Source organism: Kribbella sp. NPDC026611 (assembly GCF_040638345.1).
In the GTDB taxonomy this organism is placed as follows: Bacteria; Actinomycetota; Actinomycetes; order Propionibacteriales; family Kribbellaceae; genus Kribbella.
In genome coordinates this window covers 90,396-110,544 of sequence record NZ_JBEZYC010000009.1, presented here as the reverse complement: position 1 = coordinate 110,544, position 20,149 = coordinate 90,396, and the positions used below count along the sequence as shown (strand labels likewise).

The 20,149-nt window shown below is 69.1% G+C and carries 22 protein-coding genes and 1 pseudogene; 9 read left to right on the top strand and 14 right to left on the bottom strand.

Features of this window, described 5'->3' with window-relative positions:
- Window positions 1-2: 2 nt before the first annotated feature.
- The 3 genes from AB0E69_RS31825 to AB0E69_RS31815 form a co-directional block, all read right to left on the bottom strand.
- The gene (locus tag AB0E69_RS31825; RefSeq protein ID WP_360154552.1) at window positions 3-935 is read right to left on the bottom strand and encodes an AraC family transcriptional regulator; all 933 of its coding nucleotides are present in this window, start codon (window positions 933-935) and stop codon (window positions 3-5) included.
- Between the two features lie 244 nt (window positions 936-1,179).
- Entirely contained in the window at window positions 1,180-1,992 is an 813-nt protein-coding gene (locus AB0E69_RS31820; RefSeq protein WP_360154549.1) for an ABC transporter permease, read from the bottom strand.
- Entirely contained in the window at window positions 1,992-2,960 is a 969-nt protein-coding gene (locus AB0E69_RS31815) for an ATP-binding cassette domain-containing protein (RefSeq protein WP_360154546.1), read from the bottom strand. Before AB0E69_RS31815 ends, AB0E69_RS31820 begins: the two co-directional genes overlap by 1 nt.
- Before the next feature lie 86 nt (window positions 2,961-3,046).
- On the opposite strand from AB0E69_RS31815, the gene AB0E69_RS31810 reads away from it, so the two are divergent.
- Window positions 3,047-4,015, top strand: a complete 969-nt coding sequence (locus tag AB0E69_RS31810; protein ID WP_360154543.1) for a WYL domain-containing protein — start codon at window positions 3,047-3,049, stop codon at window positions 4,013-4,015.
- Window positions 4,012-4,593 carry a YdeI/OmpD-associated family protein gene (locus AB0E69_RS31805; protein WP_360154540.1) on the top strand — a complete coding sequence of 194 codons (582 nt, stop codon included), beginning with the start codon at window positions 4,012-4,014 and terminating at the stop codon, window positions 4,591-4,593. The genes AB0E69_RS31810 and AB0E69_RS31805 overlap by 4 nt, the downstream gene beginning before the upstream one ends.
- Here the strand turns inward: AB0E69_RS31805 and AB0E69_RS31800 are convergent.
- Together AB0E69_RS31800 and AB0E69_RS31795 are read right to left on the bottom strand one after the other, a co-directional pair.
- Window positions 4,588-4,905: a cupin domain-containing protein gene (locus tag AB0E69_RS31800; protein ID WP_360154537.1), complete on the bottom strand. Its 318-nt coding sequence runs from the start codon at window positions 4,903-4,905 to the stop codon at window positions 4,588-4,590. The two genes, AB0E69_RS31805 and AB0E69_RS31800, sit on opposite strands and share 6 nt — an antisense overlap.
- Window positions 4,906-4,936: 31 nt before the next feature.
- On the bottom strand, window positions 4,937-6,154 hold the full coding sequence (locus AB0E69_RS31795; protein WP_360154535.1) for an MFS transporter: 1,218 nt from the start codon (window positions 6,152-6,154) through the stop codon (window positions 4,937-4,939).
- A 78-nt stretch (window positions 6,155-6,232) separates the two neighbouring features.
- Between AB0E69_RS31795 and AB0E69_RS31790 the strand changes: the two genes are divergently transcribed.
- Both AB0E69_RS31790 and AB0E69_RS31785 read left to right on the top strand, forming a co-directional pair.
- Window positions 6,233-6,829, top strand: a complete 597-nt coding sequence (locus tag AB0E69_RS31790) for a CGNR zinc finger domain-containing protein (RefSeq protein ID WP_360154532.1) — start codon at window positions 6,233-6,235, stop codon at window positions 6,827-6,829.
- Between the two features lie 79 nt (window positions 6,830-6,908).
- Window positions 6,909-7,484, top strand: a complete 576-nt coding sequence (locus tag AB0E69_RS31785) for a DUF664 domain-containing protein (protein ID WP_360155285.1) — start codon at window positions 6,909-6,911, stop codon at window positions 7,482-7,484.
- Between the two features lie 232 nt (window positions 7,485-7,716).
- Here AB0E69_RS31785 and AB0E69_RS31780 read toward each other — a convergent pair.
- From AB0E69_RS31780 to AB0E69_RS31760, 5 genes and pseudogenes are all read right to left on the bottom strand, one after another.
- Window positions 7,717-8,325 (bottom strand): annotated as a pseudogene (locus AB0E69_RS31780) (phytanoyl-CoA dioxygenase family protein); the annotation flags it as partial.
- A gap of 76 nt (window positions 8,326-8,401) precedes the next feature.
- Complete coding sequence (locus AB0E69_RS31775; protein ID WP_360154529.1) at window positions 8,402-9,322, bottom strand: UbiA prenyltransferase family protein; 921 nt, start codon at window positions 9,320-9,322, stop codon at window positions 8,402-8,404.
- A gap of 57 nt (window positions 9,323-9,379) precedes the next feature.
- Window positions 9,380-10,507, bottom strand: coding sequence for an erythromycin esterase family protein (locus tag AB0E69_RS31770; RefSeq protein ID WP_360154526.1), 1,128 nt, complete (start codon window positions 10,505-10,507; stop codon window positions 9,380-9,382).
- Between the two features lie 30 nt (window positions 10,508-10,537).
- A complete protein-coding gene (locus tag AB0E69_RS31765) occupies window positions 10,538-11,380 on the bottom strand; it encodes a virginiamycin B lyase (RefSeq protein WP_360154523.1) in 843 nt (280 codons plus the stop codon).
- Window positions 11,367-11,933, bottom strand: a complete 567-nt coding sequence (locus AB0E69_RS31760; protein WP_360154520.1) for an ATP-binding cassette domain-containing protein — start codon at window positions 11,931-11,933, stop codon at window positions 11,367-11,369. Before AB0E69_RS31760 ends, AB0E69_RS31765 begins: the two co-directional genes overlap by 14 nt.
- A gap of 102 nt (window positions 11,934-12,035) precedes the next feature.
- Here AB0E69_RS31760 and AB0E69_RS31755 point away from each other — a divergent pair, with 102 nt between their 5' ends.
- Genes AB0E69_RS31755 through AB0E69_RS31745 form a run of 3 tightly spaced genes read left to right on the top strand, consistent with a single transcriptional unit; the run spans window position 12,036 to window position 14,165 of the window.
- Window positions 12,036-12,638, top strand: a complete 603-nt coding sequence (locus AB0E69_RS31755) for a TetR/AcrR family transcriptional regulator (RefSeq protein WP_360154517.1) — start codon at window positions 12,036-12,038, stop codon at window positions 12,636-12,638.
- 10 nt (window positions 12,639-12,648) lie between these two features.
- Window positions 12,649-13,356: a VOC family protein gene (locus AB0E69_RS31750; RefSeq protein ID WP_360154514.1), complete on the top strand. Its 708-nt coding sequence runs from the start codon at window positions 12,649-12,651 to the stop codon at window positions 13,354-13,356.
- 47 nt (window positions 13,357-13,403) lie between these two features.
- A complete protein-coding gene (locus AB0E69_RS31745) occupies window positions 13,404-14,165 on the top strand; it encodes a glucose 1-dehydrogenase (protein ID WP_360154511.1) in 762 nt (253 codons plus the stop codon).
- Here the strand turns inward: AB0E69_RS31745 and AB0E69_RS31740 are convergent.
- Window positions 14,162-15,604 (bottom strand): LCP family protein, encoded by a 1,443-nt coding sequence (locus AB0E69_RS31740; RefSeq protein ID WP_360154508.1) that lies wholly within the window; start codon window positions 15,602-15,604, stop codon window positions 14,162-14,164. The genes AB0E69_RS31745 and AB0E69_RS31740 overlap by 4 nt on opposite strands.
- 117 nt (window positions 15,605-15,721) lie before the next feature.
- On the opposite strand from AB0E69_RS31740, the gene AB0E69_RS31735 reads away from it, so the two are divergent.
- Window positions 15,722-16,207, top strand: coding sequence for a GNAT family N-acetyltransferase (locus AB0E69_RS31735; protein WP_360154505.1), 486 nt, complete (start codon window positions 15,722-15,724; stop codon window positions 16,205-16,207).
- Here the strand turns inward: AB0E69_RS31735 and AB0E69_RS31730 are convergent.
- Window positions 16,158-17,885 (bottom strand): protein-arginine deiminase family protein, encoded by a 1,728-nt coding sequence (locus tag AB0E69_RS31730; protein ID WP_360154502.1) that lies wholly within the window; start codon window positions 17,883-17,885, stop codon window positions 16,158-16,160. The two genes, AB0E69_RS31735 and AB0E69_RS31730, sit on opposite strands and share 50 nt — an antisense overlap.
- Window positions 17,886-18,062: 177 nt before the next feature.
- On the opposite strand from AB0E69_RS31730, the gene AB0E69_RS31725 reads away from it, so the two are divergent.
- Window positions 18,063-18,899: a DUF3152 domain-containing protein gene (locus AB0E69_RS31725; protein ID WP_360154499.1), complete on the top strand. Its 837-nt coding sequence runs from the start codon at window positions 18,063-18,065 to the stop codon at window positions 18,897-18,899.
- On the opposite strand, the gene AB0E69_RS31720 is transcribed toward AB0E69_RS31725, so the two are convergent.
- The gene (locus AB0E69_RS31720) at window positions 18,890-19,255 is read right to left on the bottom strand and encodes a VOC family protein (RefSeq protein WP_360154496.1); all 366 of its coding nucleotides are present in this window, start codon (window positions 19,253-19,255) and stop codon (window positions 18,890-18,892) included. The two genes, AB0E69_RS31725 and AB0E69_RS31720, sit on opposite strands and share 10 nt — an antisense overlap.
- Window positions 19,256-19,503: 248 nt before the next feature.
- Window positions 19,504-20,094, bottom strand: coding sequence for a MarR family transcriptional regulator (locus AB0E69_RS31715; RefSeq protein ID WP_360154494.1), 591 nt, complete (start codon window positions 20,092-20,094; stop codon window positions 19,504-19,506).
- Window positions 20,095-20,149: the final 55 nt, after the last annotated feature.

The following is a 20,149-nucleotide window of genomic DNA, read 5'->3' as shown; positions in this document are numbered from 1 at the left end:
CTTCACGCCGCCCGGCGGTGGTCCGTCGGCGTGACGCCGCGGACGCGCTTGAAGGCGACGCTCAACGCGAAGGCGTTCGCGTACCCGACCCGTCGCGCGATCGTCTCGACCGTGTCGCGGGTCGACCGCAGCTGATCCGCCGCGAGGGTGATCCGCCAGCCGGTCAGGTAGCTCATCGGCGCCTCACCGACCAGCGCGGTGAACCGGCGGGCGAGCGAGGCGCGCGACACCCCGACCCGATCGGCCAGCTCGGTGACGTTCCACGGGTACGCCGGATCCTCGTGCAGCAACCGCAACGCCGTACCGGCCACCTGATCGCTCTGCGCCTGGTACCACCCGGGCGCATCGGACTCCGGCCGGTCGAACCACGCGCGCAGCGTCATGATGAGGGCCAGGTCGAGCCACCGGTCCAGGACGCTCTGCTGGCCGGGTGCGTCCCGCTGGATCTCGCCGGTGATCATGTCCAGCACCGACCCGCCCATCTCCGCGGCCGGGACGACGAGCACCGGCGGCAGCGCGGTCACCAGCCGGCGGCTGACGTCGCCCGGTACCTGATAGGTGCCGCTGGCAACCATTACCTCGCCGTGCGCGCGACTGCCGTAGGTGCGCACGCCGAGCCGGGCCGAGTAGTCCGCCGGCGCGCCCGGCAACGGTTCGCAGACGCCGCCGGGATGGATGCGCAGCTGCGCGGGCGTGTCCACGCTGTCGCCGACGACGTACGGCGTGGTCCCGGTGAAGATCGCGACGTCGCCGGTCTCCATCCGCAGCGGCTCGATGCCGGCCCGGGTGATCCAGCCGGAGCCGCGGACCAGGGTGGCGAGCGCGAGCGGCGCCTCGTCCCGGATCTCGATCGCCCACGGCGAGTCCAGGATGGTCAGATTGAACACCCCGTCCCGCGCCCGGGTCCCGGCCAGCAGGTCATCCAGAACAGCCATGCGAGGAGAGTACGCCGCCCTGAGTGCCACAGACATCAAATTGCACTCAGCAGCCATGGTTTGTCTCAGCTCAGCCCGGTGAACTTGAGCCATGAAACCGATTCTGATCCTCCTCGACGTCGCCTACACCGGCCACATCGTCGCCCTCGCACCCACCTGAAGGGCGCGAGGGCTCCGGTGTGCTTGACGTCGATTACGCCGCCACCGCGCTCGTGGTGGCGAGCGCGGCGACGGCGCAATTGGGTCAATCTGCCGAGCGCAGCATGGTGCGGACGCCGATCGTGAGGCCGAGCGCGGTGGTGGCGAGCGCGGCGACCCATCCCCACAGCACCGGGCTGGTCGTGACCGAGCCGGAGAAGAGCGCCCGTTCCGCGTCGACGAGGTACGACAGCGGGTTGAACTTGGACGCGATCTTCATCCACTCCGGGCCGGTCTCCAGCGGCAGCAGCATGCCGGACAGGATCATCAGCGGGAACAGGAACGTCTGCTGCACCATCCAGAACATCCAGTCCTGCTTGCGGACCGCAAGCGCCAGCGCGTAGCTGAACGAGCCGAGCCCGACGCCGAACACCGCGAGCAGCGCCAGGCCGACGATCGCGCCACCGACGTGCAAATCGAACGCAAACGGTGTCATCACCGCGAGCACGATCACGGCCTGGCCGAACAGCGGCACCATCTCCTTCAGCGCGCGGCCGATGAGCAGCGACGAGCGGGACAGCGGCGTGACCAGCATCCGTTCGTGCGCGCCGGTCTGGAACTCGAACAGTAGGTTGGACCCGGTGGTCGACGTGCCGAAGAGCATGGTCATCACCAGGATCGACGGCACGAACCATTGCCATACGCCGTTGCCAACTGAGCCGCCCATCGAGCCGCGGAGCAGTGGACCGAACAGAGCAAGGAACACCAGCGGCTGGACCATCCCGAACACCATCGTGAACGGGTCTCGCAGGACCGGCTTGAGCTCGCGGGCCATCACCGTCCGGATGTCCCCGAACAGGTTGCGGGACGACGGCTCGGTGGTGGCGGTAGTGGTCGGGTTGAGGGTGAGGGTGGTCATCAAGCTGCCTTTCCAGTCGACTCTTCGCGGAGGCTGCGGCCGGTGAGGTTGAGGAACACGTCGTCGAGGGTTGGGCGGTGCACCTGCGCCGCAGCGACCGGTACGCCGTGCTGCTGAGCGGCCGTGATGAGTTCCGGCAGTGCGGTCGGCCCGTCCGCGACGCGGACGCTCACCTCATCGCCAACGGCAACCACTTCGCGGGCTCCGGGCAACTTCTTCGCCAGCTCGGTGAGCCGTGCAAGGTTGCTGGGAGCAACGGTGAGGGCGAGCCGGTCGCCGGCCAGTTTCGCCTTGAGAGCGTCGGCGGTGTCGTCCGCGATCACCTCGCCGTGGTCCACGACGACGACGCGCTCGGCCATCGAGTCCGCCTCGTCCAGGTAGTGCGTGGTCAGCACGATCGTCATCCCGTACTCCGCGCGCATCCGCAGGATGTGGTCCCACAGGTTCGCCCGGTTCTGCGGGTCCAGCCCGGTCGACGGCTCGTCCAGGAACAGCAGCGAGGGCGCGTGCACCAGGCCCATCGCGACGTCGAGCCGGCGCCGCTGACCGCCGGACAGGTCCGCGACCTTGCGTCGCGCCAGGTCGGTCAGCTCGAGCGCGTCGACCAGCTCGGCGGCACGGCGCTTCGCCGCCCGCCGATCCAGTCCGTAGATCACGGCCTGTCCGGTGAGTTCGTCGCCGACCCGTTGCGAGTGGCCGGCGCCGTTGCCCTGGCCGACGTACCCGATCCGGCGGCGGACCTGGCTCGGCTGCGCGGTCACGTCGTACCCGGCGACCGTCGCGGTCCCCGAGGTCGGGGTGATCAAGGTGGTGAGCATGCGGAGCGTGGTGGTCTTACCGGCGCCGTTCGGGCCGAGGACGGCGACCAGCTCGCCGGGTTCGACGTCCAGGCTGATGCCACGGACCGCGTGCACGGTCTCGGTACGGCTCACCACGAAGTCCCGGGTGAGCGCTCGGGTGCTGATCACGGCTGTCTCCTTCGATCTCGATGTGCCTCTGACGTTTCCAGCAGAAGCGGACAGGACATGGCCGCTACTCGTGCCAAGCTGAGGTCATGTCCGAAACCTCGGCTCGACTTCTGGCGTTGCTCTCGTTGCTGCAGGCGCGGCGGGACTGGCCTGGTGCGCTGCTGGCCGAACGGCTCGAGGTGAGCCCGCGAACGGTCCGGCGCGACGTGGATCGGCTGCGCGACCTGGGATATCCGGTCCGGGCCACCAAGGGTCCTGATGGTGGCTACCGGCTGGACGCGGGTGCTGACCTGCCGCCGTTGCTGTTCGACGACGACCAGGCGATCGCGGTCGCGGTCGCGCTGCAGACCGCGACCACGACGGTCACCGGGATCGAGGAGGGGGCGCTGCGTGCGCTCGCCACGGTTCGTCAGGTGATGCCGGCCCGGTTGCGGCAGCGGGTCGACGCGCTGCAGGTCACCACGGTCGACCGGTACGCGGACCGTCGTACGACCGTGGATTCCGAGCAGCTGATCGCGATCGGGATGGCGCTTCGGGCCAACGAGGTACTGCGGTTCGACTACGCCTCGCCGGGCGCGTCCGACGAGTGGGTGCCGCCGCGGAAGGTCGAGCCGCACCACCTGGTGACGTGGGGCGGCCGGTGGTACCTGGTCGGCTGGGACCTGGACCGGAAGGACTGGCGGACGTTCCGGGTGGACCGGATGACGCCGAAGACGCCGACCGGTCCGCGGTTCACGCCGCGGGAGCTGCCGACGCCGGACGTGGCGACGTACATCGCTTCGCGGTTCAAGACCTCCGGGGAGCAGTTCACCTGCCGCGGTACGGCGATCCTGCAGGCGAAGGCTCGCGACATCGCGCAGTGGGCGGGGCGAAACGGGACCGTCGTCGAGGAGCTCACGCCGACCTCGTGCCGGCTCACCTTGACCGCATGGTCATGGACGGGGCTGGCCGCGTCGTTCGGGATGTTCGAGTGCGACCTGGAGTTCGAGGGACCGCGGGAGTTGAAGGATGCCGCCGCGCACTTGGCCGGGCGCTTCCAGGACGCTGCTTCATGATCGAGCTGACCGTCGCCGATGCCGCTGCCTGGCGGGAGTGGCTCGTCGCGAATCATCGGCAGGACGAGGGCGTCTGGCTGGTGCTCGCGAAGAAGAACGTCACCACGCCGACCAGCCTCACGTACGACGAGGCGCTAGAGGAAGCCTTGTGTCACGGGTGGATCGACGGCCAGCGCAAGGGCCGAGACGAGTCGACGTTCATCCAGCGGTACACCCCGCGGCGGCCGCGCAGCATGTGGTCGCAGCGGAACGTCGACATCATCGCCCGGCTGGAGACGGAGGGCCGGATGCAGGCCGCCGGCCGCGTGCAGGTCGAGCGGGCGAAGGCGGACGGTCGCTGGGAGGCGGCGTACGACACGTCCAGCCGTGCGGAGATTCCGGACGACCTGGCCGCGGCCCTGGCCGCCTCGCCGCGAGCCCAGGCGATGTTCGAGATCCTGACCAGCGCGAACCGGTTCGCGGTGATCTACCGGGTGACGACAGTCAAGCGCGCCGAGACGCGCGCGAAGAAGATCGCTCAGTTCGTGGCGCAGTTGGAGCGCGGCGAGACGATCTACCCGCAGAAGCGGACGCTATGAGATCAGGTCCAGCGCGGACTCCTGGCCTTCCGTGAGCGGGAAGTAGGCCAGGAAGGTGACGCCTTCTTCCAGCGCGTCGAACCGCGAGATCCGCTCGGCGGCCGGCTCGTAGAAGACGTCGCCCGGGCGCAGCACAACCTCCTCGTCGTCCGCGGCCTGCTGGTACACGGCCGACCCCTCCTCGATACTCCCGAACACCGGGCCATTGTGCACGTGCGCACCCACCGCGGTGTCCGGCTCGATCGTGATCCGCCGCACCTCCATCCGCCGTACGGCAAGCGCCTCCGGCAACTTCTGATCAAGCACAACCACTCGACTGATCCCTGGCATCATGCTGTACATACTAATAGGTACAGAGGTCACTTCGCCTACCGACGAGGTGCCGAGTGAGGGCGAGGGCGGCCAGTGCTGCCACGAGTAGGCATACGCCGGTCCAGCCGAAGGTGCTGTAGATGCGCACGCCGAGCCAGGAGCCGATGCTGCCGCCGAGGAAGGCGCAAGTCATGTAGGCGGTGTTGAGCCTGCTGCGAACCTCGGACCGCAGCGCGAAGATCCTTGCCTGGTTGGCGACCTGGCCCGACTGCATCGCCACGTCGAGCACGAGCATGCCCGCGGTCAGCCCGATCAGGCCGACGGCGTGACCCAAGGAGCCGGTGATGAGCAGGGCGGCCGCGCCGATGACAGCCACCATGCAGACCAGGTTGACCGGGTCTGGCCCGCGACGGTCGGCGTAGCGCCCGGCGATGGGGCTGGCGAACATGCTCACCGCGCCGACCAGTGCGATCAGCCCGATGGCCGAGGCGCCCAGTCCGTAGTCCGGTCCGGTGACCAGGAGTGCCAGGCTCGTCCAGGCCGCGGTGAAGCCCGCGAAGATCAGCGCCTGGTACAGGGCCGAGCGGCGCAGATCCGGTTCAGTGCGCAGTAGACGGAGAGAGGTGGCCAGCAGTGCTGGGTAGCGCTCGCGTGAGGACGGGGTTGTGGTGGGCAGTGCCATGGCCAGGATCAGCGCGAGCAGTGCCGTGGCCGCCGCCGCGACCAGGTAAGGGGCGCGCCAGCCGAGCCACTGCCCGAGGATGCCGCTGAAGGCGCGGGCGAGCAGGATGCCGCCGATCAAGCCGCTGAGCAGAGTGCCGGTGACTGCACCATTCCGGTCGGCCGGCACCAGTCCCGCCGTCATCGGGATGATGATTTGGGGGACCACGGTCGCTGCGCCGATCAGGGCGCTGGCCGCCACCAGCACGGGCAGCGTGGGCGCCGTCCCAGCGACGACCAGGCCCAGGCCGGTGATCGTCAGCAGGGTGACGATCAGGCGGCGGTGCGTCAGCCTGTCGCCGAGCGGTACCAGCAGGAAGATCCCAGCGGCATAGCCGAACTGCGCCGCGGTCACCACCGCCGAGGCCGCGCTGGGCGTGACGCGCAGTCCGCCGGCGACGAGCGGGACGATCGCCTGCGGGAAGTAGACGTTGGTCACGCCAATGCCGCAGGCCAGGGCGAGCAGCAGGATCAGCGGGCGCCCCGGTGCGGTACCGGTGCGGTCGGGCCGTTGAAGGTCGTGGGACATGAGGCCTCGCAATCGGAACCGGTTTAACTGGTTCGTCACGGTACCAGTTAAACCGGTTCCGCGGGGTATGGTGTTGCCATGACTGCTGCGAGGCCCGTCCCCGCGTTTCGCGGTGGAGCGGGGCGGCTGTGCCTGGACTTCATCCGGACCCTCCGCCACGGCGGCACCGCCGACGTCGAGGAGGAGTTGCCGGATCCGGCCGCGCTGCTGGCCTGGGTCCGCCAGTTCGGCCCGGCCGGTCAGTTCGGCCCGGAGGAGTCGACCGGGGAGGGGCAGGATGCCCGGGCGCGGGTGCTGCGTGAGGCGATCTACGAGCTGATCACCGCGGCGCGCGGCCAGGCCGGGGTCGCGTCGTGTCCCGCGCAGGCGCGCGAGACCGTCAACGAGATGGCCGCGCTGCCGGTCCCGGCGCCGTGGCTGGACCCTGCGGGCCGGTTGCGTTGGGGAGCCGACGACCTGGTCGTGGCGACCCTGGCCCTCGTTGCCCGAGACGCTGTGGACCTGGTCAGCTCGACGGCCATCGGCCGGGTCCGCCACTGCGCCGGACACGACTGCCGAGCCCTGTTCCTGGACTCCTCCCGGCCCGGCACGCGCCGCTGGTGCTCGATGAACACCTGCGGGAACAAATCCAAGAAGGACACGCTGCGCGACCGTGCGGCCGTCGGTCAAGACTGACGGCGGCGGTCACATTCGTTCCCTGAACCGACTGCAATGCGGAAGGGTTTCGTCCGGAACCGGGCCTACGGTGATCCGTATGGTTGCCAAACTTCCTCCGGGTTTCACCGTCGGTAAGCCGCCGGCGTGGGACGTCGAACTGTTCCTTCACGGTGACGAGCTCGACACCGCCCTGATCACGCTGGAGCGGAACCGGCGTACGTTCGCGTGGAAATGCGCCGACATCGGCGCCGAGGCCATGACCTTGCGAGTCGCTGCCTCGTCGGTGACGTTGGGCGGTCTGCTCAAGCACCTGGCATGGGTAGAAGAGCTCTACTTCCAGGGCCACCTGGCAGGTCGGCCGGCGATGGCGCCGTTCGACGCGCTCGATCCCGAGACCGACTGGGACCGGCCGTGGCGCACCGCAGCGGACGACACGCCGGAGGCGCTACGGGCACTATGGGTCGGCGCGGTGCACCGATCCAGATCCGCACTCGCCGAGGCGCTGGCGAGCGGTGACCTCGATCAACCGACCCACGCCGGGATGAGCGTGCGCCGGTTGCTGGCCGACATGATCGAGGAGTACGCCCGCCACACCGGCCACGCCGACCTCCTCCGCGAAGCAGCCGACGGCTCCACCGGCGAAGGTCCGCCCCCATCGTTCCCAGTGCCATAACCTCTGCGCCGGCGGTTACGACGTGCGCTGCTAGTAGAGGATCGGGTTGAGGGGCGAGGAGATCAGTTCGCCGGGCTGGTTGCCTGGCATCCAGTCTGGCGAGGTCGTTCTCCTGTTCGTGGTTGGCCGGTGCGGCGATCTCCATGGCGGCGTCGACGTAGATGACGGTCATCACCCGGCGGGGGATGTCGGTGGTGTTCTCGGGGGCGTGGTGGAAGGTCCAGCCGAGGTGGTAGCTGACCTCGCCTAGCTCGTACGGCTCGGACACCTCCGGGAAGGCCTGCTCCGCCAGCGCGTCCCGCAGTACCTGCTCGGACTCGTCGCTGATCGGGAGGTTGCGGCCGTGCTCGAAGGTATGGCTGCCGGCCGCGAACGAGAGCGGACCCATCTCCATCGGCGTTTCCTGCAAGGGAATCCAGACGGTGACGCAGCGGTCGGTGGTGAACGGCCAGTAGTACTGGTCTGCGTGCCACGGGGTGACGCCGCCGCCGGACTCCTTGTACAGCGCCTGATCGTGGTACAGCCGCACCGACGGTACGCCGAGCAGCTGCGCCGCGATCCGCGCGAGCCGGGGCGAGGACACGAACTCCAGCACGCGTTCGCTGTCCTGCCACAGGTTCATCACCTGGAGGAACGCCTTGCCGTAGGTGTCGCGCTCCTCGATCGGCAGATCCTGCGTGTTGAGCTCGATCACCTTCCCGGTGATCTCCGGCTCGTACGCCGCGATCGTGTCCGCGCTCAGCACGTTCTTCAGCTTGACGAATCCGTGCTCCGCGAAATGCCTGATGTCGGACCGGCCGAGGGTGTAGTCGGTCTCGAGCTCTGGGCGGGTCAGAGTCATGGTCCCCAACCATCCCGGCCCGGTCCATCGATGTAAAGATCAGTGATCAAATCTTTGCCGATTCCGCCAACCGCCTTTACCGAAACCGCCCCAGCACGCCGGCGTAGGTGAGGGCGAAGGTCAGGCAGGGGAAGAGGAAGAGGGTGGCGAGGATGATGATGTTCTTGAAGGATTGAGGTTGGCCGATCAGTTTGCGGTAGGCGGCGACGAGGACCGGGACCATGATCAGTTCCAGGGGGAGCATGGTGCGGGGGATGATCGTGGCGGTCGCGGCGAGGATGACGGAGAGGGCTGCGGCGGCGATCCAGGCGGTGTAGCCGATCAGGTACGCCGTGCGGGCGCCGTACCGGACTGCGATGGTGTGGTAGCCGGCTGCCCGGTCTGCGGGGAGGTCGGCGATGGTGGTGGGGAGGTAGAGGCCCACGGCGGCCAGCGTGCCCTGGAGGCCCATCAGCCAAGGGAAATCGCTCAGGTCCGGGTTGATGGCGGCCCACCCGGCGAGCGGGCCGAAAGCGCCCAACGCCAGGGCGTTGACGGCGACGTCGAAGCCGGCGCGGGTCTTGAGCCGGACCGGCGGGACGGAGTACGCGTAACCGAGCAGAACCGCGAGCAGGACGCCGCCGGCGAAGATGATGCCGACCTGCAGACTGAGTCCGACCGCGGCGACGGCGGCCGCAAAGGCCAACCGTTTAACGGCTTTGAGCGTGATCCGTCCGTCCAGCAGCGGCGACTTGGACTTTCGCGGGTTGAGGCGGTCGCTCGGCAGGTCGTACGCGTCGTTGATCCCGAGCACAGCCAGCCAGACCAACGGTCCCAGGACGACAGCACCGATGATCAGCCGCGGCCACTCCGCCAACGGCGGCACGAGCCGGTGCGTGGCCAGCAGGATCCCCGTGTAGTAGGGGACCACCGACACCACCCAGAACGCCGGCCGCCCGATCGACAGCACGTCCTTGACCCGCGCTGCTGACCCCCGCCCCATCAGCACTGTGCTCACAGCAACCACTCTCCTCCCCGCGGCCGCCGCCGTCCTCCCTCCCGGGAGTGAAGCTACTCACGCCTCCTTGAGATAGATCACTCCGTCGTACGTCGGCAGCTGCGCTGGGTCGAGCGGCGCATAGCCGAACCACGGTGAGCGCCGAGGAGCGAATCCAGTCGGCAGCTGTCGTGGATCATGCAACTGCGCAGGCAGACTGTCGAGGTGACCTTCGATCGTGTCCACAGGCGGTACGCCGACGTCGTGCGCTCGGATCGTCCCGACAGCCGTCGCGATCACGGCGTACGACGATCCCAACCGGGCACTGACCTGGGCGCCGGCGCTCCACCACTCCAGCTGTTGGTCGCCCATGCGCATCGTGCTGATCGGGCGTTGGAGATGACTGTTGTGGGCGTGGACCAGGACGGGTGATCGCTCGGCGGCGGCGATGACGTTGGCCGCCATCATCGCGTCCCGCAGCCCCGAGAGCCGCGCCCAACGATCGGGCACCGGCGCGGCCATGCAGGCGTGGTAGCGAAGGAGACCCGTTGCAGTGCGCGCATACAGGCGAGCCCGGTCCCACGCATCGCGCGAGGTCGCCGCGATCAGGTAGGGCGTCTGCGTGTCGAGCACACTGGTCAGCTCGTCGGCGAGCAGCCGGAGCTGTTGTGCCTCAGGGCTTCGGCCGATGGATGCGGACGGGACCATCATCGCGTCGTGGTTCGTCCATGCGTCGTCGTCGCCGAGCAGCTCGTCGAGGACGGCCGCCGGACCTGCGTCGACCCACTCGCCGAGATAGGAGTGCAGCGCGGTGAGTGCCTGGCGCGGACTGGCCGCGTGGCTCATCTCCAGCGGTCCGTCGAAGCCGATGAGATGAACCTGCTCGGCCGCGGGCCGCCCGTCGTTGTAGGACCGCATCCACCGCACCAGCTCACGGTTGCCCGGCCCCGCGCCCAGCTCATGGTGACTGAACCCGCGCTCCATCACCTCGTCGAGCCCGCCGGTACCGGACGCCACGTACTCGTCTGCGATCAGCCCCATCATGCAGTCGCTCTCGAGCGCGATCGTCCGGTATCCCGCCTCCTCGACCAGCTGCCGGAACAACTCGTTCCGCAGCGTCAGCAGCGCCGTCGACCCGTGCGTCGGCTCGCCCAACCCCAGCACCCGCGGCCGCCCCAGCAGCCGCGTTACCGCATCAGCATCCATACGTTCAACGCTATCGTTGAACCATCGCATTTAAGCTTTCTGAGCCAGCGCCCCGTTCTCCAGTGCGACCCAGACCGACCCGTCCAGGCCCAGCGCCAGCCCGTGCGGCTCAGAATCTTTGCCCAGGGCATGCTCTTCGACAATGTTGCCGGAGGCATCCAATCGGACCAGCGCGCCGGTCGCCCAGAGCGTGATCCAGCATCCACCACCCGCCACCGGAGCCACCGCGTGCGGCTTCGAATCCACAGGTAAAGGGAACTCCTCGATCTTTCCCTCAGCCGTGATTCGTCCGGCCTGGCCGGCGAGGATCTCGACGAACCAGATCGCATCGGCTCCCGCGCAGATGCCCACCGGTCCGGCGGATTCCGTGGGCAGCGGATAAGTGGTGACCACACCCTCGAGAGTCATCCGCCCGATCGCGTTCGCCTGGTTCAGCGTGAACCACAAGTCTCCAGCAAAGCTAGTGATCATCGCCGGAAACGCCCCCGCCACCCCGATCGGGTACGTCGTGACCGAGCCGTCCACCGTGACCCGCGCGATCGCGTCGGCATCCATCAGCGTGCACCACAACGCCCCGTCCGGCCCGACGCACAGCCCGTACGGCGACCCGGCGACGTCGATCGCGGACAGCGTCCCGTCGTACCCGAGCCGCCCGACCCGGTGATCCCCGCTCCGGGTGAACCACACCGCGTCGTCCGGCCCCGCGACGACCACGCTCGGCCGCGACATCGGTGCCTCCAGGTCGAAGACCCGCCCGGAGGCCGTCGCCAGGCGGCCGGTGTGGACGAGCGTCGTCCACACCTCACCACCGGCGACGGCGACGCCGTACGGACCGTCGTTCGGGCCGGCGACGGTGATTTCAGTGACTGACAAGAGAGCTCTCCTTCAGGTCGACGACGGTCCCGCGCCAGCGGGCGATGAAGCGGCGGTCGTGGCTGACGACCACGAGCGCACCGGCGTACCCGTCGAGCGCCGCCTCCAGCTCCTCCACCAGCGCGAGGGACAGGTGGTTGGTCGGCTCGTCGAGCAGCAGTACGTCGAACGGCGTGGTCAGCAACCGCGCCAGCGCCAACCGCCGGCGCTGACCTGTAGATAACGCTCCGACCCGCGTGATCAGTTGCTCCGGGCGGAAGAGTCCGAGCCCGGTCGCGCCCGGAGACCGCCCGAGGGCCCGCCGCAGCGTCTCGTCCGGCCGCGGTTCGATTACCTCCTGCCGGAGATACCCGATCCGCCCGCGCCGCGCGACGAAGCCTTCCGACGGACTCAAGGCCCCGGCCAGCACGTCGAGCAACGTCGACTTGCCGGATCCGTTCTGGCCGATCAGACCGCTGACCTGGCCGGGCGGGAACGCGGCGGTGAGCTGGTCGAGCACCAGGTGGTGGTCGTAGGACTTGCTGACAGCGTGCAGAGACAGCTGGGTAGACATAGAGATCCTCCTGACTCGCGGGTTCGTGGGATGCGAACGGCGGGGGTCAGAAGATCACTGGCCGGCTCCTTAATACGACGACTGTTGCGTTAAGATGATGGCATGACCGATGCCGGACGCGCAAGCAGGCCAGGTGGGCGGACAGCCCGGGTGCGGACCGAGGTGCTGGCCGCGGTCGAGGCCGAGCTCGCCGAGCACGGGTACGACGGGCTGACGATCGACGCGGTCGCGATCCGTTCCGGTGTTCATCGCACGACCGTCTACCGCCGGTGGAAGTCGGTCGCCGGCCTGCTCGTCGACCTGCTGCAGGCCGGGATCGACGACGACTGGATGCCCAAGGACACCGGCTCCCTCGAGGGCGACCTGCGAGCCGTCAACCGCGAGGTACACGAAGCCCTCACCGCCGAGCCGTCGCTCACCCGTGCGGTGATCGCCGCCTCCTTCCGTACGCTGGAAGCGGCCGATGCACTCACCCAGTTCTGGATCGACCGCTACGCCCGCACGGAGATCGTCGTACGGCGTGCCGTCGAGCGCGGCGAGGTCGCACCCACGACGGAGGCCCACCAGGTCGTGATGACCGCGACCGCGCCGCTGTACCACCAGCTCGTCCTGCTCCGGCAGCCGCTGAGCCGAGCCGCGGCGGACCGCTACGCCCGGACGGCCGCCGCCGTATTTGCTTTGCGGCCGACCGCCACCGCGACCTAGCCTCGACAAGGTGACCCTCACACTGCACGCACTGACCTTCGACGCCCACGACCCGGTCCGACTCGCCCAGTTCTGGGCTGCTCTGATGGGCCGGAAGACCGAGGGGTGCGACGTGCTGCCGGACAAGGACACCCAGTTCCGGCTGCGCTTCGTGGCCAGCGACCGGGTGAAGGACCGGGCGAACCAGATGCACTTCGACCTCAGCAGCGCGACGCCCGAGGCGCAGCAGGCGACCGTCGCGCGCGCCCTCGAGCTCGGCGCCAAGCACATCGACATCGGCCAGCGGCCCGAAGAGTTGCACGTCGTCCTCGCGGACCCCGAGGGCAACGAGTTCTGCGTGGTCGAGGCCGGTAACAACTTCCTCGCGAACACCGACTTCATCGGTGCGCTGTCGTCGGACGGTAGCCAGGCAGTCGGGTACTTCTGGAGCAAAGCGCTCGACTGGCCGCTGGTCTGGGACCAGGACGAGGAGACCGCGATCCAGTCGCCGCAGGGCGGCTCGAAGATCAGCTGGGGTGGCCCGCCGGTCAACCCGAAGGCACCGAAGAACCGCCTGCACCTGGACCTGGCGACGCCGCCCGGCGGCGACCTGCAGACCGAGGTCGAACGCCTCATCGCGCTAGGTGCCCAGCGCATCGACATCGGCCAGGGCGATGTCGACTGGGTGGTGCTGGCCGACCCGGACGGCAACGAGTTCTGCGTCCTGCCGCCCAGCTGACGGTCGAGGGGGTGTCTCGCCGTCCCACTCGAGCCTAGGGTCGAGGCATGACGGGACGGTTGGTGAACGAGGTTGTGCTGGTGACCGGCGGCGCGCGGGGGATCGGCCGGGCGGTGGCGCTCAAGGCCGCCGAGGAAGGCGCAGCCGTCGGGTTGATCGACGTCCTCGGCGATCAACTGGCCGCCACCAAGGCCGAGCTGTCCGGTGCCAAGGTCGCGACCGCGGTCGGCGACATCACCGACGAGGTGTCGGTGCGGCAGGCAGTCGGCAGGCTGACCGAGGAGCTCGGTGGACCGGTCACCGTGCTGGTCAACAACGCCGGCAAGAACTCGTACGCCGATGCGACCACGATGTCCGTGGCCGAATGGGACGGTGTCTTCGACGTCGACCTGAAGGGCGCCTGGCTGCTGGCCCGCCAGGTGCTGCCCTCGATGATCGAGCACCGGCACGGCGCGATCGTGAACGTCGCCTCGATCCATGCGCAGCTGACCACCGCCGGGATGTTCCCGTACGCCGCGGCCAAGGCCGGCCTGCTCGGCATGACCCGCTCGCTCGCGCTGGACGTTGCCCCGCACAACGTCCGGGTCAACGCGGTGAGCCCGGGGTACATCGCCACCGACCTGCTCGAGGAGTTCTTCGGCGAGTTCCCGCACGAACGCGAGCACGCGCTCGGCGTACACCCGCTCGGCCGGATCGGTACGCCGGAGAACGTGGCCGAGGTGGTCTGCTTCCTCGCCTCCGAAGCAGCTGCGTTCGTCACCGGCGCCAACTGGGCGGTCGACGGCGGCCTGGGCGTCCGCTACGCCTAGCCCGGTGAGCCCGGGTGGTAGGCGCACTCCGACGTCAGGTCGGCCGCGTTCGTGGGCGGCTTGATGGTGCTCGTCTTCGGCTTGGTGGTGGTCTTCGGCCGGACCGGCTGGGTGGTCGTCCGGACCGGGTTGAGCGCCTTCCGGACGATCTCGCGCATGGCGGCGTAGTTCGGGTTCTCGCCGGTCGGGAAGTTGTGCTTCTTGTCCAGGTCGACGTTGGCGATCTTCGCGGTCTTCACCCGCTGGCCGAGCGCGACGAACTGCCCGAGCAGGTCCTGCGGGATGTCGGTCCGGATCAGTTGTTCGCCGGCCTTCGCGATCGACTGGTAGTTGGCCAGCACGTTCTGCGGCGTCGCGCGCTCGACGATCGCCTTGACCGCGCAGCGCTGGCGGGCCTGCCGGGCCAGGTCCGCGGTCGGGACCCGGTAGCGGCCGCGCGCGAACCACAGCGCGTCGGTCCCCATCAGGTGCTGGTCCGGTCCCGGTTGCAGGTACCGGCTCGGCGGGATGTGCTTGTCGTCGTTGCCGCCGACCGGGACCGGGTAGTTGATGTTGACCGTGATCCCGCCGAGCGCCTCGACCAGTTGCGCGAACCCGGCCAGGTTGATCTGCACGTAGTAGTGGATCTGCAGCCCGAGCGCCTCGCCGACCGACAGCTTGAGCACGTCGGCGCCCGGGTTGTCCGACGGCCCGATCGCATCCCGGTGCAGCTTCGGGACGTTGCGGTACATCGCGTCCAGGTAGAACTCCGGCTGCTCCTTCTCGCCGTGCGGGTCCCAGAAGCCGGTCGGGTAGATCTTGTGCAGCTCGGAGTCCGGCGGGAACGGCATCCGCATGAAGTTCCGGGTCAGCGAGATCAGCGAGGTGTTTCCGGTCCGGGTGTCGATGCTCGCGACCATCACCGAGTCGGTCCGGGTGTCCTGCCGGCCGGCGCCGTCGTCCGCGCCGAGCAGCAGGATGTTCAGCCGCGGGAGCTGCTGCCAGAGGTCCTTCTTCGAGGAGATCTTCGGCCGGGTCCGGCTCTGCGACTCCCCACCGGCGAACACCTTGTCCACGAGGCTCCGCTGCGCGACCAGCGTCTGCGCGCCCGACGCCGTACTCACGGCCAGCGCGAACGCCACCACCCCGACCACCAGCGACCCGGCCAGCCGAGCGCCCGGTGAGGCGGTGAGCGGGCGGAGCATCTTGTACGACGTGACCAGCACGGTCACCCAGATGATCGCCAGCATCCCCAGGCCGGCGATCATCCACAGCAGCACGTTCGGGTCCAGCGCCCAGCCGATCACCGCGTCCCGCTTCCGCAGCACGAGGTACGCCGCTGCGCCGTACCCGAGCAGGCTCAGCGTCGTGATGGCAGCGCCGAGCCGGTACCGCCGGGCGGCCAGGTACGCCGTACCCGGCAGCAGGACCCCGAGGACCGCGATCGCCAGCGCCCCCACCGCCGATCGTCGCCGCTCTCTCCGGGCGCAGCTGGGACGCGCAGCACGCTGCGCTCTGCTCGGGGCCATACCCCCTTCGATTCCTTGACCCGGCAAAAAGTTGGCACGATGTGAGCTGTGACCGACATCGAGGTACGCCGAGCACAGCCGGACGACGCGGAGTCCCTGGTCCGTTTGCGCGGGTTGGTGCTCTCCGCCATGGGCGTCGACGTCGGCGGACCGGACGCACCCTGGCGCGCCATCGCGCTCGACTTCTTCGCGCGGCGGCTCGCCGACCCGGACACGTTCGCGGCGTACGTCGTCGACGACCCGGTCGCCGGCGTGGTGGCCGGTGCCGCCGGCGACATCCAGCTGCACGCGCCGGGGCCGAACGATCTGACGACCGCGCGCGGACACCTCTACAACGTCAGCACCGAGCCCGACTTTCGCCGGCGAGGGCTGGCTCGGGCTTGCGTGGTCGCATTGATGGACTGGTTCCAGGACGAGACCGCGGTCGGCCAGGTGGAGCTCCACGCGACCGACTACGGTGCCGACCTCTACCTCGGGCTGGGGTTCATCGAGGCGAAGTACCCGACGATGCGGTTCCGGACCACCAGGGCGTAGCGCGGCTGGTGTCGCGGAGGGCGTTGGTCGCGCAGTGCACCTCGCCGCCGCCGAGGTGTGCCCAGAAGAAGTCCTCGACCCAGTGGACCCGGACGCCGTTGCGGGCGAGAGCCTGCTCGGTCGCGCTCTTGAAGATGTCCCGGCCGTTGACCTTGGGGGCGTGCGGGTCCGGAGCGGCGAACTCGTGCTCGGTGAGTGAGATACCGTTGACCAGGTCCGGTGTCAGTGCCTTGAGCAGCCCGTACCTGGGTACGCGGTCGAAGAGGACGGGCAGGTGGACGAGCTCGTCGGCCCGCAAGCCCGTTGCCTCGAGCAATATCTTGAGCTGGTCGTCGATGTGCTTCGCGGCCGCCTCGTTGTCGGTGAGGTTCAGACCTGGGTAGGGGCGCCCTCGCAGGAGGCGTACGGCGAGCCGCGGGTCGGCGACCGCGAGCGTCCAGCCGCGGGCGTTGTTCGCGCGGACCACGTGGGTCGTCTCGTCGGCGTGCCCGACCATCAGCCAGGAGGTGTCGATCGTCAGCGGCGGCTGGTACCCCTGGCTTTTCACCATCGTGATGAAGCCCGGATCCGGGTGCCGCTCGCCGGAGCCGTAGACGATCCGGCCGTGCGGGTACCCGGCGTACGGCGGGAGCGACTCGAGGTTGCCGCCCATGTTCAGCAGGTCGTCGAGGCTGTCCGAAGCGGTGGCGGCGAGCTCCTGGACGATGCCGACGTCCGGTCCGCGGAGATCGCGGTACAGCAGTCGGCCGGCGGGCCGTGGGGTCGACGTACCGCCGATGTCCCAGACGTTGCCGGAGCGGATCAGGATGCGCATCGTGTGCGGGCCGCCGACGGCCGGCATGCTCGCGGTCGTGGGCTCGAAGGTGTCCTGCCACCACATGTCCTTCCAGCCGTCCGGCGTACCCTTCACGAACCGGACCCTGGTGGTTGCCTTACGCAAGCTCTGGGCGAACTTCCGCCATTCCCCGGGTACGCCGTCCGGGTACGGCGGGGTACCGTCCCACCAGCCGGGTCCCTTTGCGGGACGGCCGGCCAGCACGGTCTGCGCGGGCTGGAGATCGTTCTGGAACATCAGCGGCGCGACGCGCATCCGGACTGCATCCGAGCTGGTCCGGCCCTGATCGGTGACCTCGACGGTGACGGTGATCAGGCCGTCCCACTTCGCCGGATCGCGGACGATGTCGCGGCCTTCCAACGCCAGACGTACGCCGTTGCGTAGCTGGCCGGCCGTCAGTGAGCTCACCGGACGGCCGGCGGCGAAGACGCGGGCCTTGTCCGCGGGCGTGATGGTGATACGGCCGGTTGCGGTCGGCGAAAGGTTGCGTTGGGCAGCGATCGCGAGCGGCGCCAGGTCAGCGGCGTCGCGCGGGCCGTTGATCCGGTCGTCGGCCGCATCGTTGCAGGCGGCAAGTTTGTCGTCGACCGCGCGGCCGCGGAGATCGAGCTCGGCCGGGTCGACCTTGCAGCGGCGCTGGTCGTCGTCGAGGTTGGGCAGGAAGATCGCGCCGCGGTCGTCGGTCCAGGTCGTCTTGCCGGCGTCGTCGGCGGGAGTGAGCAGGCCGTCGCGGTTCGTGTCCGCGGTCAGATGCGGCAACGGCGGTGCTCCCCAGGCAGTCATCACGGGCGTCGCGGCGGTCAGCAGGGTCACCGCGGCAAGGCCTGCGGTCCAGCGGTTCATCGAAGGCTCCTTGTTTTGGTACAGGTGTGCTTCTTCGATCGAAACTAACACGAGTGTGTTGGAAACGGGAGGTGGAAATCCGGTCTCCGCCCGTGGGTGGAGAAGGGTTTGTGGGCACTAGGGCAAGAGCAGTGTGAGAGCGCGCCCGCGGGGGCGCGGTGTGAGGAGCTCAGCTAGATGCGTCGCTGGACTGTAGTCAGGACGATCGGGCTCGCTGTCGGAGTCGTCGTCGTGGCCGGAGCGCTGTACCAGCTCCCGGCCAGCCCGTTGACCAGGCACGGCCTGCCCGACCGCGTTCCGGTCGTGTCGGCCGAGTCGATCGGACCGGCCGGTTCGACGGGCGCCGGCCGGCCGGCATCGGGCGTCGTACAGAAGCCGGTTCAGCCGGAGAGCTCAGGTCCGGCGCGGTCGGATGAGGTGATCACGTACCCGGCCGCGGGCAACCGGTCGTACTCCGTGCTCCCGGCGGTTCCCGGGGTGATCGGGACCGGCGGGCGCGTGATGCGGTTCCAGATCGGCATCGAGGGCGGGATCGAGGGGATCGACAAGGCGGCGTTCGCGCAGTTCGTGCGGGCGACGTACGGCGCGCCGGAAGGGTGGGCGTCGCGGGGGTTGTGGCGGTTCCAGCAGGTCGGGCCGGGGGAGACGGCGGACTTCATGCTGCTGCTCGTGACCCCGCAGACGCGCGACGTGATCTGCGGCGCCGCGCCGGACCGGTACACCAGTTGCCGGATCGGCGACCGGGTCGTGCTGAACGTGGCGCGGTGGACGCACGGCGTCCCTGGATACGGCGCACCGCTCACGGCGTACCGGCAGTACATGGTCAACCACGAGACCGGCCACCGGCTGGGCCGCGGACACGAACTCTGCCCAGGCCCTGGCCAGCCGGCACCGGTCATGCAGCAACAAACGCTAGGCCTCCACGGCTGCACGGCATACGCCTGGCCCTACCTGAACGGCCAGCGCTACACAGGCCGCCTAGGCCAGTACAACGACTCCGTGCCTCAAACCTGAATGAGCGACAGCACGTTGCCTGCCGGGTCCTTGAACCAGGCGATCAGCGGGCCGCCGCCGTGGAAGATGCCGAGGTCGTCGTGCTCGTCGTTGTACCGCTCGAAGGTGATCCCGCGCTCGGTCAGCTCGCGCGCGGCCGCCTCGATGTCCTCCACAGGGAAGTTGAGCACGGTGTACTCCGCCGGCACGTGGTTCGGCTTCGGGTAGACGAGCACCGGGTTGCCGCCGGCGATGTGCAGCCGGAGCATGCCGTTCTCCTCCGAGACCTCGACGCCCAGCGTGGTCCCGTAGAACTCCTTCGCCGCCGGAATGTCGTCCACCGAAAACCCGCTGAACGCCTTCGTGTCCTTGAACATCTGATGCCCTCCTAGGTCTCTTGACACCAGCTACGTCGAGACCACCCCACCGATTTCGACACCCCGCCCCGCGAGCCGATCCCGCGCGCCGACGTACGAGGGGATATCCCCTCGAGTTGAGCCTTCTCCCCTCGTATACCAATGGTGAACCCACAACACCAGCGGATAACCCCTCGAACGCGACCCGAGCCAGCGACCGGGCTGAGGCGGGGAGGGAGGGGAGGGGAGGGGAACGGGAGGGCGGGGCGTTAGTTGTGCAGGACCGTTTGCGGGAGGGACTGGGTGACGGCCTTGGTGACGGGGGTGGATTCGAGGCCGTCGGCGACGGCGTGCAGGAGGCGGACCAGGTGGGCGGCGTCGGTGGGGCCGAGGATGCCGGTGATGACATCCAGGATCCGGACCGTCAGCGCGTCGAGCTGGGAGAGGCGGGCGTGGCCCATCGAGGTGACGGTGAGGGTGGGCGCGGTCCGGACCATGCCCAGGACCTCCAGGTCGGCGATCGCCAGCTCGGCCTCGCCGGGGGTGATGCCGACCTGCTCGGCCACCTCGTCCGGGGTGGTGCGGCCGTTGGCGATCGCGTTCAGGACGAGGGCGGCGGGCATCTTCATGCCGACGGCGTCCTGCAGGCCGAGGATGAGCGGGTGGGCGTGCCCACGCACGCGCTCGACCGCGTCGAGCAGTCGCAGGGCCGCGCCGATGTCACCGATCAGGTGCTCGGTCTGCACCGCCGCCAGCGCGCCGGGACCAGCCTCGGTGGTCGGGACCAGGTCCGCGGTCACCCGGTCGGGGACCGCTAAAGCGTTTGTCTGCAGCCTGGTTCCAGCGTCTTCGATGGTCACAAGATCCAGCGTACGGAGTGGTTCTGACAGGTCGGCGTGTCGTTCCTGAGGAAAC

Excerpts from the sequence above, each read along its gene's own strand:
- AB0E69_RS31760 (WP_360154520.1), bottom strand. The coding sequence starts at position 11,933 with ATGTCTACCCAGCTGTCTCTGCACGCTGTCAGCAAGTCCTACGACCAC.
- AB0E69_RS31745 (WP_360154511.1), top strand. The coding sequence starts at position 13,404 with ATGACGGGACGGTTGGTGAACGAGGTTGTGCTGGTGACCGGCGGCGCG.
- AB0E69_RS31725 (WP_360154499.1), top strand. The coding sequence starts at position 18,063 with ATGCGTCGCTGGACTGTAGTCAGGACGATCGGGCTCGCTGTCGGAGTC.
- AB0E69_RS31820 (WP_360154549.1), bottom strand. The coding sequence starts at position 1,992 with ATGACCACCCTCACCCTCAACCCGACCACTACCGCCACCACCGAGCCG.
- AB0E69_RS31730 (WP_360154502.1), bottom strand. The coding sequence starts at position 17,885 with ATGAACCGCTGGACCGCAGGCCTTGCCGCGGTGACCCTGCTGACCGCC.
- AB0E69_RS31790 (WP_360154532.1), top strand. The coding sequence starts at position 6,233 with ATGACTGCTGCGAGGCCCGTCCCCGCGTTTCGCGGTGGAGCGGGGCGG.
- AB0E69_RS31770 (WP_360154526.1), bottom strand. The coding sequence starts at position 10,507 with ATGGATGCTGATGCGGTAACGCGGCTGCTGGGGCGGCCGCGGGTGCTG.
- AB0E69_RS31755 (WP_360154517.1), top strand. The coding sequence starts at position 12,036 with ATGACCGATGCCGGACGCGCAAGCAGGCCAGGTGGGCGGACAGCCCGG.
- AB0E69_RS31810 (WP_360154543.1), top strand. The coding sequence starts at position 3,047 with ATGTCCGAAACCTCGGCTCGACTTCTGGCGTTGCTCTCGTTGCTGCAG.
- AB0E69_RS31795 (WP_360154535.1), bottom strand. The coding sequence starts at position 6,154 with ATGTCCCACGACCTTCAACGGCCCGACCGCACCGGTACCGCACCGGGG.
- AB0E69_RS31805 (WP_360154540.1), top strand. The coding sequence starts at position 4,012 with ATGATCGAGCTGACCGTCGCCGATGCCGCTGCCTGGCGGGAGTGGCTC.
- AB0E69_RS31825 (WP_360154552.1), bottom strand. The coding sequence starts at position 935 with ATGGCTGTTCTGGATGACCTGCTGGCCGGGACCCGGGCGCGGGACGGG.
- AB0E69_RS31720 (WP_360154496.1), bottom strand. The coding sequence starts at position 19,255 with ATGTTCAAGGACACGAAGGCGTTCAGCGGGTTTTCGGTGGACGACATT.
- AB0E69_RS31785 (WP_360155285.1), top strand. The coding sequence starts at position 6,909 with ATGGTTGCCAAACTTCCTCCGGGTTTCACCGTCGGTAAGCCGCCGGCG.